Source organism: Thiohalophilus sp., assembly GCF_031581315.1.
GTDB lineage: Bacteria > Pseudomonadota > Gammaproteobacteria > UBA6429 > Thiohalophilaceae > Thiohalophilus.
Window position 1 is genome coordinate 1 of record NZ_JAVLAZ010000053.1, and the last position, 2,182, is coordinate 2,182.

The window sequence follows — 2,182 nt, forward strand, 5'->3', positions numbered from 1 at the left end:
TGCGCTATGTCCGGCCTACCCTTGAATTAGGTGCTAGAAGCTAGGGACGAGTAAAATACCTTGAATAGATTGTTTGCAGGAGCGCCTCTGGCGCAATAGATCGTGCCGCGTGACAAGGCGTGTCGCGGCGCAGCCGCTCCTACCATCGGTGGGGTTGAGTTTGGATCATCCTCGTCACTCGTCCCTCGTTCCTTTCAGATAGCAGACGCGGCTGTGCCGCTTGCCGGTATTGATGTTCGGAACGCTTATTTAATTATCGAGCTGGCTCATGAAGAGTTTGGGATCGACCTTGAACTGGTTGAGAAAGACCGCCCAGTGCAGGTGGGGGCCGCTGACCCGGCCGGTCATGCCGACTTCACCCAGCTGTTGGCTCTGGTTGATGTGCTGGCCATCCTCGACATCGATTTTATCCAGGTGGCAATACATGGTGACCAGCCCGCGACCGTGATCGATGAAGACGGTATTCCCGGTAAAAAAGTAATCGCCCGTGCGGATCACTGTTCCGCTGGCTGGAGCAAGTATGGGCGTGCCGACCGGGGCGGCAATATCCAGGCCGGTATGGCGGCGAATGCGATCCTGATTGTTGTATATGCGCTTGAGACCGAAGGGGCTGCTGAAGCGGCCTTCGACCGGGGTGATGAACGCCATGTCAACATGCTCCCGTTCGCTCCAGCTGTGGATGGCGGCAACGATCTGTTTCTTTTCCCGGTAATGGCGTTCGATGTCTTTTTTGGTGGGCGAGACCATGCGCTGGTTGGTGATCGTGATATGGGTGGTTTCATAGTCCTTGTCCACAACACGAAATTCCTTGCTGAATTCACGCTGGCGGTTATCCACTTTGATGCGATGAATACCGGCTTTGGCGGAGAGGGGAATGCCCACCACGGCTTCCCAGCGGCGGTTATTGGCACGCACCATGACCTGTTTTTCAAGATACGTGACAGCCGGTTTTGTTTGTTCCAGATCGCCTAATGGAATGACCGCCACACCGCCGGGAATCGCCTGATGACGGGGCAACGTGGCCGCGGTAACACTGGTGGTATAAAACAGAACAGCAACAACAAGGGTAAACAGGCCCGGACTAGCTTTTTTCATCTTCAACCCCATCGACAACAGCGGTAAAACGACCCCGGTGCAGCCGGCCACGGATCCGACCTTGCAACGTGATCTGGTTAATATCGGTAATCACTTTATCCTCGGCTTCCGTAGTGACAATAGCATATCCACGACTCAAGGTGGCAAGCGGGCTGACGGTTTCCAGTGAGCGCGCCAGATACTGCAGGTTCTGGTTCGCGTTCTGTAATTGTCGGTGCATGGCGTGCTGCAGGCGGGTGGTAAGTTGCCGGCACTGGGCGTCGTGACGCTGCAGGGCATGGCGTGGATTGTGTTGTTGTAACCGCTCGCGCAGGGTATTGAGTTGCGACTGAGATTGTTGCATCTGATAACGCAGGGCATGAGTGCGGCGGATCTCCAGCTCGTCCAGTCGCTGGGCGACCGATTGCAGATAGCGCCTGGGATGGGGCAGACGCCGGGCGAGCCAGTTCAGCTGCTGTTCCCGGTGACGCAGTTGTTGCTGCATCTGCCGGGTCAGGCGATTGGCCAGCTGGGCGAAGCTCTGTTGCCACTCGTACTGACTGGGGCTGACCAGTTCCGCCGCGGCGGTGGGTGTCGGGGCGCGGACATCGGCGGCAAAGTCGGCAATGGTGACATCCACCTCGTGGCCGACGCCGGTCACCACCGGAATCGGCGAGTCGTAAATCGCCCGGGCCACAGCTTCCTCGTTGAAGGGCCACAAATCCTCCAGCGAGCCACCGCCACGGGCCAGGATCAGGACATCACACTCGGCGCGCCGGGCGGCGGTGCGCAGGGCGGAGGCGATGGCCGGGGCGGCGTTCTCTCCCTGGACCGGCACCGGGTAGATCACCACCGGCAGACCGGGAAAGCGTCGGCGCAGGGTGGTGACAATATCGCGGATGGCCGCCCCGCTGGGGGAGGTGATTACCCCCAGCCGTTGCGGGAATCGGGGCAGGGGCTGTTTGTGTTCGGCCGCAAACAGCCCGGCGGCTTCGAGTTTGACCTTGAGCTCGTCAAAAGCGCGGCGCAGCGCGCCGTCGCCGGCCTCTTCCATGTGTTCGACGATCAGCTGATAGTCGCCGCGCGCCTCGTACAGGCTGACCCGGGC

General features: G+C 59.6%; 2 protein-coding genes. Both read right to left on the bottom strand.

Going from position 1 to position 2,182, the window contains the following annotated elements; translation table 11 throughout:
• Window positions 1-249 precede the first annotated feature (249 nt).
• Entirely contained in the window at window positions 250-1,095 is an 846-nt protein-coding gene (locus tag RI563_RS08865; protein ID WP_310694014.1) for a peptidoglycan DD-metalloendopeptidase family protein, read from the bottom strand.
• Window positions 1,082-2,182, bottom strand: a 1,101-nt coding sequence (gene xseA / locus RI563_RS08870) for an exodeoxyribonuclease VII large subunit (RefSeq protein ID WP_310694015.1), incomplete at its 5' end; no start/stop codon positions are given. The genes RI563_RS08865 and xseA, both read right to left, overlap by 14 nt.

What these genes read in the sequence shown, in the direction of transcription:
- RI563_RS08865 (WP_310694014.1), bottom strand. Translation starts at nt 1,095, where the DNA reads ATGAAAAAAGCTAGTCCGGGCCTGTTTACCCTTGTTGTTGCTGTTCTG.